The 17,470-nt window shown below is 46.2% G+C and carries 17 protein-coding genes; 2 read left to right on the forward strand and 15 right to left on the reverse strand.

The features are described from left to right. Nucleotides 1–7: 7 nt before the first annotated feature. Entirely contained in the window at nt 8–1,873 is a 1,866-nt protein-coding gene (gene dxs / locus A6E01_RS09860; RefSeq protein ID WP_065210147.1) for a 1-deoxy-D-xylulose-5-phosphate synthase, read from the forward strand. A 68-nt stretch (nt 1,874–1,941) separates the two neighbouring features. On the opposite strand, the gene pgpA is transcribed toward dxs, so the two are convergent. The 14 genes from pgpA to A6E01_RS09930 all read right to left on the reverse strand — a co-directional run bounded on the left by pgpA (nt 1,942) and on the right by A6E01_RS09930 (nt 14,410). After that, a complete protein-coding gene (pgpA, locus tag A6E01_RS09865; protein WP_017032671.1) occupies nt 1,942–2,445 on the reverse strand; it encodes a phosphatidylglycerophosphatase A in 504 nt (167 codons plus the stop codon). Between the two features lie 32 nt (nt 2,446–2,477). Continuing rightward, complete coding sequence (thiL, locus tag A6E01_RS09870) at nt 2,478–3,446, reverse strand: thiamine-phosphate kinase (protein ID WP_065210148.1); 969 nt, start codon at nt 3,444–3,446, stop codon at nt 2,478–2,480. A 97-nt stretch (nt 3,447–3,543) separates the two neighbouring features. After that, nucleotides 3,544–4,014, reverse strand: a complete 471-nt coding sequence (gene nusB / locus A6E01_RS09875) for a transcription antitermination factor NusB (RefSeq protein ID WP_017028262.1) — start codon at nt 4,012–4,014, stop codon at nt 3,544–3,546. Further along, complete coding sequence (gene ribH / locus A6E01_RS09880) at nt 4,014–4,484, reverse strand: 6,7-dimethyl-8-ribityllumazine synthase (protein ID WP_017028263.1); 471 nt, start codon at nt 4,482–4,484, stop codon at nt 4,014–4,016. The genes nusB and ribH overlap by 1 nt, the downstream gene beginning before the upstream one ends. A 138-nt stretch (nt 4,485–4,622) precedes the next feature. After that, nucleotides 4,623–5,732 carry a bifunctional 3,4-dihydroxy-2-butanone-4-phosphate synthase/GTP cyclohydrolase II gene (gene ribBA, locus A6E01_RS09885; RefSeq protein ID WP_017028264.1) on the reverse strand — a complete coding sequence of 370 codons (1,110 nt, stop codon included), beginning with the start codon at nt 5,730–5,732 and terminating at the stop codon, nt 4,623–4,625. A 45-nt stretch (nt 5,733–5,777) separates the two neighbouring features. After that, on the reverse strand, nt 5,778–6,434 hold the full coding sequence (locus A6E01_RS09890; protein ID WP_017028265.1) for a riboflavin synthase: 657 nt from the start codon (nt 6,432–6,434) through the stop codon (nt 5,778–5,780). Between the two features lie 13 nt (nt 6,435–6,447). After that, nucleotides 6,448–7,545: a bifunctional diaminohydroxyphosphoribosylaminopyrimidine deaminase/5-amino-6-(5-phosphoribosylamino)uracil reductase RibD gene (gene ribD, locus A6E01_RS09895; protein WP_065210149.1), complete on the reverse strand. Its 1,098-nt coding sequence runs from the start codon at nt 7,543–7,545 to the stop codon at nt 6,448–6,450. Between the two features lie 36 nt (nt 7,546–7,581). Then, complete coding sequence (gene nrdR, locus A6E01_RS09900) at nt 7,582–8,031, reverse strand: transcriptional regulator NrdR (protein ID WP_017028267.1); 450 nt, start codon at nt 8,029–8,031, stop codon at nt 7,582–7,584. Nucleotides 8,032–8,266: 235 nt separating this feature from the next. After that, nucleotides 8,267–9,517 carry a glutamate-5-semialdehyde dehydrogenase gene (locus tag A6E01_RS09905; protein WP_065210150.1) on the reverse strand — a complete coding sequence of 417 codons (1,251 nt, stop codon included), beginning with the start codon at nt 9,515–9,517 and terminating at the stop codon, nt 8,267–8,269. 31 nt (nt 9,518–9,548) lie between these two features. Continuing rightward, complete coding sequence (gene proB / locus A6E01_RS09910) at nt 9,549–10,658, reverse strand: glutamate 5-kinase (protein ID WP_017028269.1); 1,110 nt, start codon at nt 10,656–10,658, stop codon at nt 9,549–9,551. A 112-nt stretch (nt 10,659–10,770) separates the two neighbouring features. Beyond that, nucleotides 10,771–11,160, reverse strand: coding sequence for a sigma factor-binding protein Crl (gene crl / locus A6E01_RS09915; RefSeq protein WP_017028270.1), 390 nt, complete (start codon nt 11,158–11,160; stop codon nt 10,771–10,773). Nucleotides 11,161–11,270: 110 nt separating this feature from the next. Next, nucleotides 11,271–12,509 (reverse strand): esterase FrsA, encoded by a 1,239-nt coding sequence (gene frsA, locus A6E01_RS09920; RefSeq protein WP_065210151.1) that lies wholly within the window; start codon nt 12,507–12,509, stop codon nt 11,271–11,273. A 116-nt stretch (nt 12,510–12,625) separates the two neighbouring features. After that, on the reverse strand, nt 12,626–13,090 hold the full coding sequence (gene gpt / locus A6E01_RS09925) for a xanthine phosphoribosyltransferase (RefSeq protein WP_017028272.1): 465 nt from the start codon (nt 13,088–13,090) through the stop codon (nt 12,626–12,628). A gap of 27 nt (nt 13,091–13,117) precedes the next feature. Next, the gene (locus A6E01_RS09930) at nt 13,118–14,410 is read right to left on the reverse strand and encodes an NCS2 family permease (RefSeq protein WP_017028273.1); all 1,293 of its coding nucleotides are present in this window, start codon (nt 14,408–14,410) and stop codon (nt 13,118–13,120) included. A gap of 945 nt (nt 14,411–15,355) precedes the next feature. Here A6E01_RS09930 and A6E01_RS09935 point away from each other — a divergent pair. Beyond that, a complete protein-coding gene (locus tag A6E01_RS09935) occupies nt 15,356–16,828 on the forward strand; it encodes an aminoacyl-histidine dipeptidase (RefSeq protein WP_017028274.1) in 1,473 nt (490 codons plus the stop codon). Nucleotides 16,829–16,894: 66 nt separating this feature from the next. Here the strand turns inward: A6E01_RS09935 and A6E01_RS09940 are convergent, their stop codons facing one another. Beyond that, nucleotides 16,895–17,431 carry a DUF3332 family protein gene (locus A6E01_RS09940; RefSeq protein ID WP_017028275.1) on the reverse strand — a complete coding sequence of 179 codons (537 nt, stop codon included), beginning with the start codon at nt 17,429–17,431 and terminating at the stop codon, nt 16,895–16,897. Nucleotides 17,432–17,470: the final 39 nt, after the last annotated feature.

The following is a 17,470-nucleotide window of genomic DNA, read 5'->3' on the forward strand; positions in this document are numbered from 1 at the left end:
AATACATATGACACTTGATATCTCGAAATACCCAACATTGGCATTGGCCAACACGCCTGATGAGTTGCGTTCTCTTCCTAAAGAGACGCTTCCAACACTTTGTGATGAACTGCGTACTTACCTACTCAACAGTGTAAGTCAATCCAGTGGTCACCTAGCCTCAGGCTTGGGTACGGTCGAGCTTACCGTTGCCCTGCACTACGTCTATCAAACCCCTTATGATCAACTTTTGTGGGACGTGGGACATCAGGCTTATCCACATAAAATCCTAACCGGTCGTCGTGAGCAACTGCCAACCATTCGTCAAAAAGACGGTTTGCATCCTTTCCCTTGGCGAGGTGAGAGCGAATATGACGTACTTTCAGTAGGCCACTCTTCTACCTCGATCAGTGCGGCTCTCGGTATCGCCATTGGCGCGGAAAAAGAAGGCCAGAATCGTAAGGTGGTTAGTGTTATCGGTGATGGCGCTATCACTGCCGGTATGGCGTTTGAGGCGATGAATCACGCAGGTGACATTCACCCAGACATGCTTGTGGTGCTAAACGACAACGAGATGTCTATCTCTGAAAACGTCGGTGCACTGAACAATCACCTTGCTCAAGTGCTGTCAGGTAGCCTGTATACCTCGATTCGCGAGGGCGGTAAAAAAGTCTTATCCGGCGTGCCACCAATTAAAGAGTTGGTTCGTCGTACTGAAGAACACCTGAAAGGCATGGTTGTTCCTGGCACTATGTTTGAAGAGCTAGGGTTTAACTACATAGGTCCTGTTGATGGACACGATGTATTAGAACTGGTTAAAACACTGAAGAACATGCGTCACCTTAAAGGGCCGCAGTTCCTGCACATCATGACCAAGAAGGGTAAGGGCTATGAGCCTGCTGAGAAAGACCCTATTGGCTATCATGGCGTGCCTAAGTTTGATCCGGCGACAAGTTCATTACCAAAGAGCAAGGGTGGCAAGCCAACCTTCTCTAAAGTCTTTGGAGATTTCCTGTGTGACATGGCGGCGCAAGACCCTAAGCTGATGGCAATCACGCCAGCTATGCGTGAAGGCTCTGGCATGGTGCGCTTCTCCAAAGAGTTTCCAAAACAATACTTTGATGTGGCGATAGCTGAGCAGCATGCGGTGACGTTAGCGACCGGTTTAGCCATCTCTGGCAACAAGCCTATTGTGGCGATCTACTCCACCTTCTTACAGCGTGGCTACGATCAGCTAATACATGATGTCGCCATCATGAATCTGCCGGTGTTGTTCGCGATTGACCGAGCAGGGCTTGTCGGCGCGGATGGTCAAACCCATCAGGGTGCGTTTGATCTTAGCTTTATGCGCTGCATCCCTAACATGATGATTATGGCACCAAGCGATGAAGACGAGTGTCGTCAGATGCTGTACACCGGCCATCAACATCAGGGGCCGGCAGCGGTTCGCTACCCAAGAGGCAGTGGTATTGGCGCTGAAATTCAGCAATCATTTACTGCCCTTGAAATTGGTAAAGGCCGAGTTGTTCGCAAGGGTAGCAAGGTTGCTATCTTGAGCTTTGGTACCTTCCTTGATAATGCACAGCAAGCTGCAGAGCAACTCGACGCCACAGTGGCCGATATGCGCTTTGTTAAGCCTCTAGACGAAGCGTTAATACAGCAATTGGCCGCAGAGCATGATGTATTGGTGACTATCGAAGAGAACGTCATTGCAGGCGGTGCAGGTAGCGGTGTTGTGGAATACCTAATGTCGCAAAAAATCGCTAAGCCAGTATTAAACTTAGGTCTTCCAGACCGATTTATTGCTCAAGGTACACAAGAAGAGATGCACGCTGAACTAAAATTAGATGCCAAAGGCATTCAGCGTCAGATTGAAGAGTATCTAGATAAGTAGTTATTAGGCCCTGGGTTATAGGTTCTGGGCCCTAGGGTCTAGAAACTAGGATCTAGGGCCTAAATAAACTATACCCAGCCCAAGCCCCAGCCAAGTAACGCCAAGCACAATCCAGCCATCACACCGGCTAGAATGTCATCGATCATAATCCCGAAGCCACCATGGACATGTTTGTCTAAATAGCTAATTGGCCATGGTTTTACCATGTCGAAGAAGCGGAATAATACAAAGCCTGCGATAAGCCAGCGCCACTCATTGGCGGGAATGCTCAATAGTGGCACCACCAGCATGGTAATCCAAAATCCTGCAAATTCGTCCCATACGATAGAGCCGTGATCATGCACGCCCATATCCTTGGCAGTCACATCACAAATCTTGATGCCGATAATGCAGCTGAGTAATACAACCACCGCATACGCCCCCAATGGCAACTGCACTAATGCTAAGTAGAGCGGAATAGAGGCCAAGGTGCCCATCGTGCCAGGGATGATCGGTGAGAGACCGCTACCAAAACCTGTTGCTAATAGATGCCAGGGGTTATCTAACGAAATCTTATCAAGGGGATTGCTCATTGAGTGTCTCTAAGTCGTTATGGTCAATAGATTCAAGAACGAAAGTGGTCAAAACCGGCCACATTCTCTTGTAAGGCTTTGTTATTACGAAACAGTTTCAAGGTTTGAGAATCAGTGATCTCTCCAACCTCAGTGACCTGAACGCCTTCATTTTTCGCAGCCAGACACACCGACTCTATCAGATGTTTTGGCACGGTAAAACAAAGCTCGTACTCTTCACCGCTTTTTAATGCATAGCTCTGAGCTGTTTGCTTACCCTCGCAAAACTCAACCAGTTCTAGAGAGACAGGAAGCCTATCGCAATGTAAATCAGCACCTACATTAGAACGCTCCATTATGTGCTTTATATCCGAAATCAAACCATCTGAGATATCGATGCAGCTACTCGCCTTGCCCCTTAGGAGCATTCCCAAACTCGCTCTAGAGTTTGCGCAGTAATGGCGTTTTTCAAGCTCTGAGGCGTGCGGCAGAAGGCGCTTCTCTTTATTCAGTATCACCTCAAGTCCCGCATGACTATCTCCAAGGGTGCCACTGACAAAGACCTTATCGCCTACCTTTGCACCAGAGCGCAGCAGCGCTTGCGTCTCGGGAACGAAGCCATGAATGGTGAGCGTAATGCTCAGTGGGCCCCGGGTGGTATCTCCACCAATCAATTGCAGGTTATGGCTATCGGCAAGACTGAAGAACCCTTCACAAAACCCTTCAAGCCATTGTTCATCAGGCTCAGGCAATGAGATTGCCATGGAGACCCAAGCAGGCTCTGCCCCCATAGCAGCCAAATCGCTGATGTTTGAGGCGAGCGCCTTATGCCCTACCCACTTAGGATTGGCATTTTCAAGAAAGTGAGTACCCGCAACTAAGGAGTCAGTGCTGACGGCAATCTGAGTACCTGGAGGGGAAACCAGCAGTGCGCAGTCATCGCCTTGAGATAATTCAACGTCACTTCGTTTTAGCTTCTGTTTAGCAAAGTACTTGCTAATCAGCTCAAACTCTCCTGCCACACTCACTCCCCTTTAATTACTCAATCAACAGATACAAAAAAGGCCAGCAGATGCTGACCTTTATAACTATATGATTTTCAACAATCGGTTTCGACTATTATTTGTTTTTACGAAGTGATGGTGCTGCTTTATCAAGCACACCGTTAACGAACTTGTAGCTGTCTTCTGCAGCAAACACTTTCGCTAATTCAATCGCTTCGTTAATAACAACTTTATGAGGAACGTCTTCACGACGCGTCATCTCATAAATCGCTAGACGAAGTAGAGCTAATTCCATCATATCCAAGTCCTGCATAGGACGAGAAAGGAATGGACGTAGCTTGCTGTCGAGCTCTTGGTGAGACAGTGCAACACCAGTCAACAGGTCACGGAAGTATGCTACATCTGTCTCTTGTTCATTTAACGCTGGCTCGTCAGCATGGGTGTCTTCTTCACCATACTTTCCAGCGGACAAAAACTGTTCTTCTACAGTAGCGATATTCTCTTTAGTGATCTGCCAAGAATATATAGCTTGTAGAGCAAATTGACGTGCATTACGACGTGCGGCTGGTTTCACACTGGCCCCCATTAGGAATCGATTTCAGAAAGAACGTTGATCATCTCTAGCGCGCTCAGTGCAGCCTCTGCACCTTTGTTACCAGCCTTGGTTCCAGCGCGCTCGATAGCTTGATCTATGGTATCAACAGTCAAAACACCAAATGCTACTGGTAAGCTGTACTCCAGTGACACTTGTGCTAGACCTTTATTACACTCACTACAAACATAGTCGAAGTGTGGCGTTCCGCCACGAATTACCGTACCTAGAGAAACGATAGCATCGTATTTCTCGGTACGAGCAACACGTTGAGCAACAAGTGGTAATTCTACCGCACCTGGGCAACGCACTACTGTAATGTTCTCTTCTGCAACCTGTCCATGTCGCTTCAAGGTATCGATAGCACCAGACAACAAGCTTTCATTGATGAAGCTGTTAAAACGCGAAATTACTATAGCAATTTTTGCATTAGGTGCTGGAAATCCACCTTCGATGACTTTCATAAGTTTTCCTTCAACTATCTCATGAGCGAGAATCGCCGGATTCTAGCACAATAGTGTGACTAGGATCTAATATCATTTCAGCTAATTCTCGAGTTATTGGTTAAATGGGTCAAAACAGCGACCCATCCATATTCATTGTTATTCACACACGTATTCTACAACGTCCAGACCAAAGCCTGACAGAGAGTGGTAGCGTTTATTACTTGATGACATCAGCTTCATCTTGCTTACGCCCATATCAGCCAAGATTTGAGAGCCCACACCTACGCGACGTGATGTGCCTTGTTTCTTAGCCATAGTAGGCGCTTCACCTTTGTCTTGCTGTTCAAATGCTTTCAGCTTGTGGATGAGCTGCTCATTTGTTTCCTCGTGACCAAGAACCACAAGAACACCGCCCTCTTCTCCAATGCGTTTCATCGCTTTGTCTAGAGACCAACTGCGATCAGAATCGCGGTTAGAGTGCAGTAAATCCGTAAAGGTGTCTTGTAAGTGCACACGCACTAGACAGGGTTCTTCAGAGACCTCGCCTTTGCGAAGCGCGTAGTGAACTTGATTGTCAATGGTGTCACGGAACGTCACCATATCAAAGTCACCGAATTCGGTTGGCATTTTGCATTCTGCGACACGCTCAATTGTTGTTTCGGTATTGTTGCGGTATTCAATCAGGTCAGCAATGGTGCCTAGTTTGACGTCATGCTTTTCAGCGAAGATCTCTAGATCAGGGCGACGCGCCATCTCACCGTCGTCTTTTAGGATTTCAACGATAACCGATGCAGGCTCACAACCCGCTAGGCGTGCTAAATCACAGCCAGCTTCAGTGTGTCCAGCACGTGTGAGTACACCACCATCTTGCGCAGATAGAGGGAAGATGTGTCCTGGTTGTACTAGGTCAGCAGCCTTTGCATCAGCCGCGACTGCCGCTTGTACCGTTACAGCACGGTCAGCAGCAGAAATACCCGTAGTCACACCTTCAGCAGCCTCAATTGAAACGGTAAACGCCGTTGAGTACTGAGCATTGTTATCTTGCACCATAGGAGGAAGACCAAGACGCGCACAGCGCTCTTGAGTCATGGTCAGACAGATAAGACCGCGTCCGTAGGTTGCCATGAAGTTGATGGCTTCAGGAGTAATATGTTCCGCAGCCATGATAAGATCGCCTTCGTTTTCGCGGTCTTCATCATCCATTAGGATAACCATCTTACCTAAGCGAATATCTTCAATAATTTCTTGCGGTGAGCTGATAGGCATTTTTTCTTTCCTAGTTAAGTGTCTGTCGCACGCGTATAGAAACGACTATGCAAAGCCGTTTTGTTGTAAAAATTCCATCGTAATAGTAGAGGAACCTTGTTGCTGATTCGAGCCCATACCAAGCAATCGCTCCATATAGCGAGCAAGGACATCGACCTCAAGATTGACTCTTCTGCCAACCTCAAATTCATCAATAATGGTTTGTTCTGACGTGTGTGGCACGATAGTAAGTTTAAAACCATTCTTGCGTAAGTCATTCACCGTTAGGCTAATACCATCGACGGTAATAGAGCCTTTCTGAGCCACGTAGCGCTCAAGATCCGGTGCCATTTCAACCCAGTATTCTACTGCGCGACCCACTGGAATTCTTTCGACAATAGTGCCAACGCCATCCACGTGCCCTGAAACAATGTGGCCGCCAAAGCGAGTGGTCGGTAGCATGGCTTTTTCTAGGTTTACTCTGTCACCCACCTGATATTGGCTAAAGCCTGTTTTCGTCAACGTTTCTACAGATAGGTCTGCGGTGAACGAGCGATTATCAAATCGTACAACCGTCAAACAAATGCCATTGGTGGCAATACTGTCACCCAATTTGACATCAGACATGTCCAGGTTTCCGGTTTCCACCGTAATTGAGATGTCTTCGCCCTGATTTGTAATGCTAGAGAGCGTGCCAACGGCTTCAACAATACCGGTAAACATAGTAATTCCTACTCTATTTTGATGTTTTGAACGTAGCAACCAATTTAATATCCGGCCCTACTTGGGTGAGTTGTTCAATGTTCAGATCAATAGTCTGGTCCATGCTGGTTAAACCCAATAGGTTCACCAAGCCACGACCATCGGTTCCCATGATCTTTGGTGCCAAATAGACAACCAGCTCATCGACGAGTTGTTGCTCTATAAAGCTAGCGGCTAATGTCGCTCCAGCTTCCACCCAGATGTGGTTTATATTGTGTTCGCGAGCAAGTTTTGCAAGTAGCTCGGGTAAATCAATGTGCTTTTGTTGGCTATTTTTTTGCTCAGAAACCACCAACACCTCACCATCTGTATGAAACAGGCGCAGTTCTGTGGTCAGTTCTGGGGTCATGTTTTGCTGACGGTCTAAGATAACGCGTAGCGGCTGTCTAACCTCATCCTCAGGATACAAGGACTGGATTTCATCGGACAGTTCAGAAAAGCGCACGTTCAAAGAGGCATTATCCTCAATCACTGTTTTTGAGCTGGAGAGAATCGCGCCCGATTGTGCTCGATAAAGCTGAACGTCTGCACGCGCTTGGCTACTGGTTATCCACTGACTTTGACCATTGCTAAGGGCTGTTTTGCCGTCTAGGCTCGCTGCCATTTTGAGCTGAACCCATGGCAAACCTGTGCGCATTTTTTTCAAAAAAGGACGATTAATGCGCTCAGCTTCAGACTCCAGTAGACCTACCTGAACCTCTATACCCGCCTCTTGTAGCATGGCGATACCATTGCCAGAGACTTGCGGATTAGGGTCTTGCATGGCGCAGATAACACGGGAAACACCCGCCTTAATGAGCCCTTCAGCACAAGGGGGCGTGCGACCATAATGAGAGCAAGGCTCTAGTGTTACATAGGCTGTTGCACCTAACGCCTTTTCGCCTGCCATACGCAAGGCATGCACTTCCGCATGCGGGCCACCCGCACGAATATGATAGCCGTGGCCAACAATAGCTTCGCCTTGAGTAATGACACACCCAACATTGGGATTTGGGTGTGTGGTAAAGCGGCCTTTTTCAGCCAGCTTTATCGCTTTCGCCATCATCTGATGGTCAAATACAGAAAAACTCATTTATGACTCTTTGAGGTTGAAAATCTATTCTACGAGTTAGTCTTCTAATCTGGCGATCTCTTCGCCAAACTCACGGATATCTTCGAAGCTACGATAAACAGACGCAAAACGAATGTAGGCAACCTTATCTAATTCTTTCAATTGCTCCATTACAAGATTCCCAATCATATCGCTGGAAACCTCTCTCTCACCGGTCGCACGAAGCTTGGACTTGATGACACTCATAGAAAGCTCTACCGCATCTGCGCTAACAGGACGTTTTTCAAGTGCACGATGTAAACCGTTAGATAATTTATCTTCATTGAAGGGTTCGCGGTTTCCATTGGACTTAATCACCTTCGGCATGACCAGCTCGGCAGTCTCAAAGGTGGTAAAGCGTTCACTACATGCTAGGCATTGGCGACGACGGCGTACTTGATGCCCGTCAGCAACCAATCGGGAATCGATTACTTTCGTCTCATTCTCTGAACAAAATGGGCAGTGCATACAAGCTCCATAGTTTTACGATGAAAGGGGACACTATGCTGATATTACTAGTGAGTATTATTAACAATCAATTTGATCTGATTAGTGTAACGGATTTAGTGATTTGATTCGAGGGTGAAGCTCTATGCCTCAGCATCAAAAAAGGGCTCTGTGATAGAGCCCTCATTACTTTTTATGTCAAAATCTTAATAACCTGAATCATCTTGGTTTTCAGACCGTTGCCCGTAGGAGCTAATTATGGTCTTGGTAAGTAGTTACCCTTCCCAACCCATTTATAGCTGGTGAGCTCCTCTAAACCCATAGGGCCACGAGCGTGCAGTTTTTGTGTAGAAACCGCCACCTCAGCGCCAAGGCCAAACTGAGCACCATCGGTAAAGCGCGTAGACGCATTCACATAAACCGCAGCAGAACCTGCCGCGTTAATAAAGCGCTCTGCGTTATTTAGGTCATTGGTCATGATCGCATCAGAGTGGCTCGCATTGTGCTCACGCATATGCTCGATTGCCTCATCCACATCTTTCACTACCTTTACACCCAAAATAAAGGCAAGCCACTCAGTGTCAAAGTCTCCGCCAATCGCTTCACGAAACTTCGCGGCATTGGTTAAATAGGGCAATGCAGAAGCATCAGCCACAAACTCGACCTTGTCACTCAGTTGGTGAGCAAGTTTGCCTAGAAACTCTTCAGCGATAGCTTGGTGAACCAGCAAGGTATCCAAAGAATTACACGCAGAAGGACGCTGCACCTTAGAGTTTTCTACTACTGTTAGCGAGCGCTCAATATCCGCACTCTCATCAACATACACATGAGAAATACCAAAGCCGCCAATGATCACTGGGATAGTGCTGTTCTCTTTACACATCTTATGTAAACCTGCACCACCACGAGGGATGATCATGTCAACGTACTCATCAAGCTTCAATAGCTGTGAAACCAACTCGCGATCTGGCTTTTCAATGTATTGAACCGAAGCTGCTGGCAACCCTGCTTGCTCTAGTGCCGTTTGGATAACCTTGACCAGAGCCATGTTTGAATGGAAGGTCTCTCGGCCGCCACGCAAAATACTGGCGTTACCGGTTTTAAGGCACAAAGACGCAATATCAATGGTCACATTTGGGCGAGCTTCGTATATCACACCGACTACACCTAAAGGTACTCGTCTGCGAGATAGCGACAAGCCATTTTCCAACACGCGGCTGTCCAGTTCGCTGCCGATAGGGTCATTTAGCTTGATGACATTACGAACGTCATCAGCAATTGCCGATAATCGAGCTTCATTTAGTAACAAGCGGTCAAGAAGCGCCTCGCTCATGCCCGCTTCACGACCGCTTTGAATATCGATGGCATTCGCTTCTAGAATAATTTGCGACTGCTTCTCAAGCTCATCAGCCATAATCGCTAGAGCTTGGTTTTTCGTTGCGGTGGTCGTCGTTGCTAGGGCAAAAGATGCGTGTTTTGCGCGCTGGCCAAGTTGAATTAGATCCACTGTGTCATCCTCTATAATTTCTTGTGAGCAACTAATCTTGCATCATGACTAAATCGTCACGGTGTACCACTTCGGAGCCATAGTCATAGCCCAAAGCTTCACCTATTTGTTTGCTGTGCATGCCCTTTATCTGGCGCATGTCGTCACAGGAATAGCTAACTAGGCCTTTCGCAATCAAGATTCCAGATTGACTGATAACGCGCGCAACTTCACCACGAGCAAAGTTGCCATTAACGCCAATGACACCTTTAGCGAGAAGACTACTGCCTTTAGTTTGTAAGGCTTTCACTGCCCCTTCATCGATAACAATCTCACCCGTTGCGGCAGGCCCTGCCAGTATCCAGCGCTTACGATTTTCAAGCGCTTCAGGAAGCGCTACGAAGCGTGTGCCACTTGGCGACGAGGAAACACTCTCAATCACCACATCTTGCGCACTTCCGGCAGCAATGATCACCTCAATACCAGCACGGCGAGCAATGTCGGCGGCTTGTAGTTTCGTCGCCATGCCACCGGTACCTAAGGTTGTGCCACTGCCACCTGCGATTTTACGCAAGGTTTCGTCAATGGTGGTGACTTCTCGAATCAATTCAGCTTCAGGGTTGTTTCTAGGATCGGCGGTAAATAAACCGGGCTGATCGGTCAGTAGCAATAGCGTATCCGCTCCGCACAGAATCCCAACCAAGGCCGAAAGATTATCGTTATCGCCTACCTTGATCTCGGTGGTCGCCACCGCATCATTCTCATTTACGATAGGGATAATGTCATGCTCAACTAGAGCATTAATCGTGTCCCTAGCGTTTAGGAAGCGCTCTCTGTCTTCAAGATCCGCGCGAGTCAGCAACATCTGGCCAATCTTTAGGCCATAGATAGAAAACAGCGACTCCCACACTTGGATAAGGTGTGATTGGCCGACCGCAGCTAAGAGTTGCTTACTTGCCATTGAGTTGGGGAGTTTGGGGTGTCCTAGATGCTCTCGTCCAGCGGCTATGGCGCCAGAAGAAACTAGTACTAGGTTATAGCCACGCTGCTTCAATTCTGCGCATTGGCGCACGAGATCAACCATGTGGGCGCGGTTTAGGAACTGAGAGCCCCCTGTTAGCACACTTGTGCCAAGTTTCACCACAACTGTCTTAGCTTGCATTTGTTACTCAATGATACTGATAAAAGAGTCTCATTTTTAGCAAGCTGAGACCCGTTGCACAAGTAAAAAAACAAAAAGGCGCCCTTAGGCGCCTTGAATCACATTATTTTCTCTACGTTACAGCTTCAGAGTCTTCATGCAGAGCGAATTCTAACGCAAATTGCTCACTCAGCTGTTTCTGCACTTTTGCTTGGAAAACACTTTGAGTGCGCTGAACTTCGGCTTCTGCGGCAGCTGGAAGCTTTTCATCTATCCAAGCGCCTGACGCGTTGTACATACCGTGATGAAAGCGAGCGGTACAGATATTTTCATCGTCTTGCTTTTCGAGTTCCATCCACCAGCCCCAAAATTCTCGGCACTCTGGTGATTTAGTGTCGTCGACACAAACAGACAAACAATCGAACAAGAATAGATTGGGTTTACATTCCGCTTCACGTAGATAAGGACCAATCGCTTTAAGCTTTGCGATCATGCGATGATAAGTAGGTTGGGTACCTGGCATAATAACTCCATTTATTTATGCTTCGCCATGCACAACGACGCACAGCGAATTTTATGTTGCTCATCAGTTACATAAGCAACAGTTATAGTGCCATTAAATTAACATCTTTGTCACGATTTTAATTCTTCAAGAAGCCAATCGATCGCTAGGTTTAGTGATTTTTGGTATCCAGAGCTCAAATTTTTCGCAGGGATCTTCACCGCTTTGCCTACCTTACTCGACATAGCGATCAATTTATTATCGCTATGCGGCGCTACCGGGTCGCCTTCCAAAGAGATAGCGAGCATTGGCACATTGGTGCGACGAGCCGCGAGCAAACCTTGAGTGCGAAGAGACCATGCTGACATCTGCCCTGCCAAGCTTTGAATATCAATGGGCGATTTACCTAAACGAGACCCAAGAACATCGAGATACATCTTCGACATGTTCGTCAGCTTGTCTGGATTAGCTAAGATGTCGTGTACAGGAGAACCTATTGCAACGCATGCCTTAATTCTCTCTTGCTCCAGAAAGCTTAAGCGAACCAAAGCATTGCCGCCAAAGCGGAAGCCAAGCAATCCTACCTTCCAGTGATCCACAAACGGAACTTCAGGTAGATAATCTAGCAATGCTTTGTGCAAGCAGCTGGTATCCTCTGAAAGGGTCCATTGACTACTCTTGCCCACCGATGGCATATCAATGGTCAGCATCGCAAATTCATTGGGAGCCAAGTGATCAAGGAACAGCTTCCACATATCGGTTTGTACGCTATCTAGCCCAGCACAAACGATCACTACAGGTAACGGGCGTTCAGTATGTGGCAGATGTAAATTCGCCTGCACCGTTTTGCCTTTATAAGGCACATTCAGTTGCTTAAACACATACTTGCTCGCATGGGATGCTTCTTCGTACGCCTTATTCGCCAATACCTGAGCTTGTATGGATAGATTATCGCCCTTGATATGTGGGTAGGCTGCAATGCTGAAATAAAGACTCGCTTTATAGAGAGCCTCGGCAGCTTCATCACCCTTTAACTCTGCTGCGCGTTTTTGATGAATCATCCCTGCGTGGGTCCATTCATAGGCCCAGTTTCCCGAACGAAATCCCATGACGGTATCTAGCCATTCGTCGTTGCTTCGAGAGTGCTCAGATGAGGATATACGCGCAAGCACCTGATCTTGTTCAATGGGGTCTGCCCCCTGCCAAATCCATTGCAATCGGCGCAGATTACGATACCAAGAGTGCTGTGGCTTGCTCTCTAAGATGCTCAGGCTACTTGGCATGTACTGCGTTAAGCCAGAGGTTTCCTTGGCTTGTAAATGCTTGGAAAAGAGCTGTTCGGAAAGATTTTTTTTGTGTTCTTCAGTCATATGAGAGGCATCTTCGAATTGAACTTATGCTTAAGCATAAACAAAAAATGCCTCTAAATAGAGGCATTTAATATAAAAATTATTTTGCGATACTTTGTGAGCATCGAAAGAGCAAATTACTTGCGTTTGCGATTAATTGGCTCAACGAACTGCAGCTGCATATCCCAAGGTTGCTCAATCCAGGTTTCTTGAGCGATATCAACAACGTAATCGTCCAGTAGCTCAGCGCCAGAAGGCTTTGCACATACCGCGATCAATTTCGCTTTAGGGTACATTTCACGTAGCTTACGTGCAGTGTCACCACTATCCACTAAATCTTCAACGATTAGGAAACCTTCGCCATCACCTTCAGGAGCTTTAAGTACGCTCATGTCACGTTGATGATCATGGTCGTAGCTTGAGATGCAAATAGTATCAACGTAACGGATACCTAATTCACGAGCAAGAATCGCAGCAGGTACTAGACCACCGCGGCTCACACCCCAGATACCTTTCCACTGTTCAGCAGGCATTTGGCGAGCAGCAAGCTCACGACAGTTTGTCTGCATTTCATCCCAGGTGATGATGTATTTTTTTGGCATAACTTGAAAACCTATTTAATGACGCAATTAAGCGGTCAAAACATATTTTAGGATAAAGACAGCAGACATAACCCAAACACTCATGGAAACGTCACGTCCCTTACCGCTCAACAATTTGATTGCAGCGTAAGAGATGAAGCCTAGAGAGATACCCTCTGCGATAGAGAACGTTAGAGGCATTAGCAGGCAAGTTACTACTACAGGAGCAGCTTCTGTAATGTCACTCCAGTCAATGTTCACTAGACCAGAAAGCATCAGGATAGCTACATAAAATAGCGCTCCTGCTGTCGCATAGGGCGGAATCATACCCGCTAATGGAGAAAACAGCAAAGCCAATAGGAAAAGTACACCTACGGTTACTGCAGTCAAACCAGTACGACCACCAGCCGCAACACCAGCGGTTGATTCTACGTATGATGTGGTGTTAGAAGTACCAAGCAAAGCACCCACAGAAGTGGCTGTTGAGTCAGCCAGTAGTGCTTTATTAAGGCGAGGTAGCTTGCCATCTTCTTTGATTAGGTTAGCTTTAGTTGCAACACCCACTAACGTGCCCGCTGTATCAAAAAGGTCAACAAACAAGAATGCGAAGATAACTGAGATCATGCCAACTTCAAATACACCAGCAAAATCCAATTGCATGAATGTTGGTGCAAGGCTCGGTGGAGCTGACATTAGGCCGTTGTATTGCACATCGCCAAAAATTAGACCGAAAACGGTAACGCAAAGGATAGCGATCATAACCGCACCACGAACGCCGCGGTGAACAAGAGCGATAGTAATAAAGAAGCCAACTGCTGCCAGAACCGCATTCAAACTCGTGATATCACCAAGAGAAACGAATGTTGCTGGGTTATCGACTACGATGCCTGCGTTCTTAAGGCCGATAAATGCAAGGAATAAACCAATACCCGCTGAGATACCGGTACGCAGAGACATAGGAATTGAATTAATAATCCACTCGCGAATACGGAACAAGCTAAGCAAGATGAACAAGATGCCCGATACAAATACCGCTGCCAGTGCAACCTGCCACTCATAACCCATGCCAAGAACAACGCCATAGGTAAAGAAGGCGTTAAGACCCATACCTGGGGCTTGAGCAATTGGGTAGTTAGCGTAGAGGCCCATGATGAAGCAACCAATAGCAGCAGCTAAACAGGTTGCTACAAATACAGCACCGTGATCCATACCAGTTGCAGATAGCATCGATGGGTTAACAAAGATGATGTACGCCATTGTCAGGAAGGTAGTCATACCTGCAATGATTTCCGTGCGAACCGTAGTGCCGTGTTCACGTAGTTTGAATAGCTTCTCGAGCATAATCAATTCCTAAAAGTTTCTAAAAGTAATCGTTTGCGTATCTAAATTGGCGTGAATTATAGTGAGTAACATCACGAAATACCATACTGTTTTGGCTATAAATTCATTTGGATCACTTAATGCGCAGGTCACTAATGTAAGCGTATACATTAAGTCATTGATATTTATAAATATGAAAGACTTAATTCCCTCTGTAAAATGAGGTTAATATTTCATCTTGTCTTAAAGTTACAACTCAAAAACGACAGATAAGCACTTATGTAGCACATAGAAATAAGCCTCTTACCCAGTAATCATCAGAAGAGCACTCAAACTGACATCATCCCCCACTTGTTCATCACCATTGACTGCCTTCGAATGAGAAATTCAGGCGAAAAAAAAGCCGCTCCAAACTGGGCGGCTTATGAAATCAGTAATAAATTTCCAATATATCAGGGGTGAACCGAAGTTCAATCACATGCTTAAAAACCCTATAAATAGGGTTGAAACTCTATATGAAATACATCTTTAGCTGACAAGCCATTGATGTACCCATCTAAAATTCCAAGACTAATTAGTTTAAAATCAACAAATTAGCACTTTAATTCAGCATAGATACAGACAAAATGATGAGCGGGGTGGCTCACAGAAGGGTAGTCTGTATCGACAGGGTTAATATTACCGATCCTGTAATTTAATTACAAGTATTTTTCTTTAGTGGGGGCGTTAAAATCTAAAACGGGCTATTTTACGACCTGATTTGGTAATTTAATTTCACACGTAAAATAAATAACTTAACCTCAATTGCTTCACTATCACGTCACAAATGATAATAAAACTTACTCAACAGTTACGAGTTTGCCTGTCCAACCCTAGTTCACAGTGATATCCTGCCCACCATTCATCGGCCTACTCGAGGTCGAATTGAGTACTTAGTTGCTATCTGTATGCATGAAGGAGTATTACATGTCCCAATTTCTCAGCGAGATCACTCAACAAACTCAAAATCCAATCTGGCCATTCTTCGATAAGATCTGTTCTATCCCGCACCCATCTAAGCATGAACAAGCGCTAGCCAATCACATTGTTGCTTGGGCTAAAGAGCAAGGATTAGAAGTAAAAGAAGATGCGGTAGGCAACCTTTTCATCAAAAAGCCTGCAACTCCTGGTATGGAAAATAAGAAAGGTGTTGTGCTTCAAGCGCACATCGACATGGTTCCTCAGAAGAATGAAGATACCATTCATGACTTTACTACTGACCCTATTCTTCCGTATATCGATGGCGAATGGGTAACGGCGACGGGTACTACCTTAGGCGCTGATAATGGTATTGGTATGGCGTCATGCCTTGCTGTTCTTGCATCAAACGATATTGCTCATGGCCCTATTGAAGTTCTGCTGACCATTGACGAAGAAGCAGGCATGACCGGTGCTTTCGGTTTGCAACAGGGCTGGCTTGAGGGGGACATCCTTCTTAATACGGACTCTGAGCAAGAAGGCGAAGTGTACATGGGTTGTGCCGGTGGCATCGACTCTAGCCTTGAATTCGTTATCGAGCGTGAAGAGGCTCCGCAAGGCTCTGCGACTAAAAAGCTGATCTTGAAAGGCTTGAAAGGCGGTCACTCTGGCTGTGATATTCACACTGGTCGTGGCAACGCGAACAAGTTACTGGCACGTTTTCTTGCCGGCCATGCCGAGGAGCTAGAACTAAGACTGATTGATTTTACCGGTGGTAGCCTGCGCAATGCGATCCCTCGTGAAGGCTCAGTTACCCTTGCCTTACCTCAAGCAAATACAGCTAAGCTTGAAGAGCTGTACGCAGCTTACACTGACATGCTTAAGGCCGAGCTAGGTGCTGTTGAAACCAACCTTGTTACCTTTGTGGAAGATGCACAAGCTCAATTCGGTGTTTTCTCAACGCAAAGCCAGCAATCATTAGTTGCCGCGTTTAACGCATGCCCAAATGGCGTGATTCGCATGAGTGATGCCATTGAAGGCGTAGTGGAGACCTCTCTAAACCTTGGCGTGATCACTACAGAGCAAGATAAGGTGACGGCGCTTTGCTTGATTCGCTCTCTTATCGACTCAGGTCGCAGCCAAGTGGAAAGCATGCTGACGTCTGTTGCGACACTGTCTGGTGCTAAGATCGCATTTTCTGGTGCGTATCCTGGTTGGAAGCCGGATGCAGATTCAGAAATCATGGCTATCTTCCGTGACATGTACCAAGAAGTGTATGGTCACAAACCCAACATTATGGTGATTCATGCCGGTCTTGAGTGTGGTCTGTTTAAGAAGCCTTATCCAAACATGGATATGGTGTCGTTTGGCCCAACCATTAAATTCCCTCACTCTCCTGATGAGAAAGTGAAAATCGACACCGTTGATTTGTTCTGGGAACAAATGGTGAACCTACTTAAGCATATCCCTGAGAAAGCATAAGTTTTCTATTTCAGATACTAAAAAGCCGAGCACTTAGCTCGGCTTTCTTATATCTAGAGCAAAACGTTATGCTTTAGTTGCTGCTAGTTCTTCAAGTTGAGAAAGCGTAGTTTCAGACATTAGCTCACCGTTGTAGTAGTAGCTAACTTTTTCGCCGTCACGTACACCCATGATCAATGCCTTGTCGCCATTGTTGTAGGTTACGTTCATTTGAATCGTATCTGCATCAATTGCTTCGAATGTAGATGATTCAACCTGACGCATAGAAATTGGGTCTAGAGGTGCTTCAGTCAGTGAAGGATCAAGATCATCGTTCATGTTGTACATAGTCTTCACTTTCGAGTCGAAGATATGTGGCTTGCCATTGATTGGGTTTTTACCTGCCCAGAATTCGATGGAGTTAAAGATCAACGCATCCACCGCTACCGTTAGTGCGTATACAGGTGCAAGAAGCATGTTCACACCACCACGAGCGTAACGGTTATCAACCACTTCAAGGTTAAACTTCATTACGTAACCAGTCACTGCGTTACTACCGATACAACCACTTAACGAAGCAGCAACAACTGCCAAACCCACTGCCTTTAAGCCAAATTTTTTCATGCTATGAATCCTTCAAATTTTTATAATGAAAAAGGTGAT

It is taken from the genome of Vibrio breoganii, from assembly GCF_001677275.1.
GTDB lineage: Bacteria > Pseudomonadota > Gammaproteobacteria > Enterobacterales > Vibrionaceae > Vibrio > Vibrio breoganii.

What these genes read in the sequence shown, in the direction of transcription:
- dxs (WP_065210147.1), top strand. Translation starts at nt 8, where the DNA reads ATGACACTTGATATCTCGAAATACCCAACATTGGCATTGGCCAACACG.
- pgpA (WP_017032671.1), bottom strand. Translation starts at nt 2,445, where the DNA reads ATGAGCAATCCCCTTGATAAGATTTCGTTAGATAACCCCTGGCATCTA.
- nusB (WP_017028262.1), bottom strand. Translation starts at nt 4,014, where the DNA reads ATGGGGGCCAGTGTGAAACCAGCCGCACGTCGTAATGCACGTCAATTT.
- ribH (WP_017028263.1), bottom strand. Translation starts at nt 4,484, where the DNA reads ATGAAAGTCATCGAAGGTGGATTTCCAGCACCTAATGCAAAAATTGCT.
- ribBA (WP_017028264.1), bottom strand. Translation starts at nt 5,732, where the DNA reads ATGCCTATCAGCTCACCGCAAGAAATTATTGAAGATATTCGCTTAGGT.
- A6E01_RS09890 (WP_017028265.1), bottom strand. Translation starts at nt 6,434, where the DNA reads ATGTTTACCGGTATTGTTGAAGCCGTTGGCACGCTCTCTAGCATTACA.
- ribD (WP_065210149.1), bottom strand. Translation starts at nt 7,545, where the DNA reads ATGAGTTTTTCTGTATTTGACCATCAGATGATGGCGAAAGCGATAAAG.
- nrdR (WP_017028267.1), bottom strand. Translation starts at nt 8,031, where the DNA reads ATGCACTGCCCATTTTGTTCAGAGAATGAGACGAAAGTAATCGATTCC.
- proB (WP_017028269.1), bottom strand. Translation starts at nt 10,658, where the DNA reads ATGCAAGCTAAGACAGTTGTGGTGAAACTTGGCACAAGTGTGCTAACA.
- crl (WP_017028270.1), bottom strand. Translation starts at nt 11,160, where the DNA reads ATGCCAGGTACCCAACCTACTTATCATCGCATGATCGCAAAGCTTAAA.
- frsA (WP_065210151.1), bottom strand. Translation starts at nt 12,509, where the DNA reads ATGACTGAAGAACACAAAAAAAATCTTTCCGAACAGCTCTTTTCCAAG.
- gpt (WP_017028272.1), bottom strand. Translation starts at nt 13,090, where the DNA reads ATGCCAAAAAAATACATCATCACCTGGGATGAAATGCAGACAAACTGT.
- A6E01_RS09930 (WP_017028273.1), bottom strand. Translation starts at nt 14,410, where the DNA reads ATGCTCGAGAAGCTATTCAAACTACGTGAACACGGCACTACGGTTCGC.
- A6E01_RS09935 (WP_017028274.1), top strand. Translation starts at nt 15,356, where the DNA reads ATGTCCCAATTTCTCAGCGAGATCACTCAACAAACTCAAAATCCAATC.
- A6E01_RS09940 (WP_017028275.1), bottom strand. Translation starts at nt 17,431, where the DNA reads ATGAAAAAATTTGGCTTAAAGGCAGTGGGTTTGGCAGTTGTTGCTGCT.